This window comes from Variovorax soli NBRC 106424 (assembly GCF_001591385.1).
Taxonomy (GTDB): domain Bacteria; phylum Pseudomonadota; class Gammaproteobacteria; order Burkholderiales; family Burkholderiaceae_C; genus Variovorax; species Variovorax soli.
In genome coordinates, this window is sequence record NZ_BCUU01000233.1 from 1 (window position 1) to 844 (window position 844).

The following is an 844-nucleotide window of genomic DNA, read 5'->3' on the forward strand; positions in this document are numbered from 1 at the left end:
CACGGCCGCCACCTCGGCGCAGCGCAGGGCCTGTTCGCAGGCCCACAGACGCGCGGCCGGCGCCTCGCTGCGAATCCATAACAAGGCCTCGGGCGGCAAGCCGCCGGCGGCCAGGGCCGGGGCAAAGGGCTCGCAGGGCGCACCCACCAACACCACCGGCGCGCTCTTTTTCTGCTGCACCGCCTGCGCCAGTGCCGGCAGCAGCAACTGCCAGACATGGGCCTGCGCACTGGCCTGCAGCAACTCGGTGAGCGCCCCGACCGGCCAGCCCCCGCCGGGCAGCTGGGCATCGAGCGCCGCATGGCCCGTGGGCACCACCGCAGCGTCGGCCGCACCCAGCTCGTCCCCGCGCCAGATCGGCTGGCCGGCGGGGAGGCAGGAAGCTGGAAGGGAAAGAAGGGCCATGCTGAATACTGTACATGCATACAGTATTCAGTCAACCCCGCTCAAGTTTTAGAAAAAAGGTGAATTTCACCCAAAAGGATACGTCTCGATCCGCGAGATATTTCACGCGAATTTCAATATGCGAACTTTTCACATACTTGTTTACAAATGTTTCTCAAACCTATCCTGAGTCCGGCTTTGGCAAGGGAGCCAAGCCATTGATTGAGTCTGACAAACGGGTAACCCAAAGGAGCTCTTCATGACAGTGCACTTCCAGGACAGGTTCACTTCCCTCGCGCGAACGGCCACGGCCGTGGCGGCACTGGCGGTACTGGCCGCCTGCCACTCCAGCGGCAAACTGCAAGGCGACGCCGGCGGCACCAGCAACGCCACGCCCGGCGGCATCTCCGCGGACGGCAGTGGCAGCTCGGGCAGCGGCGGCGCCGGAGGGGGCGGCAGC

General features: G+C 65.2%; 2 pseudogenes. One reads left to right on the plus strand and one right to left on the minus strand.

The window, feature by feature from the left end:
* Positions 1–405: pseudogene (locus VSO01S_RS26540) on the minus strand (translesion DNA synthesis-associated protein ImuA); the annotation flags it as partial.
* A 238-nt stretch (positions 406–643) separates the two neighbouring features.
* On the opposite strand from VSO01S_RS26540, the pseudogene VSO01S_RS26545 reads away from it, so the two are divergent.
* A pseudogene (locus VSO01S_RS26545) lies at positions 644–844 on the plus strand (collagen-like triple helix repeat-containing protein); the annotation flags it as partial.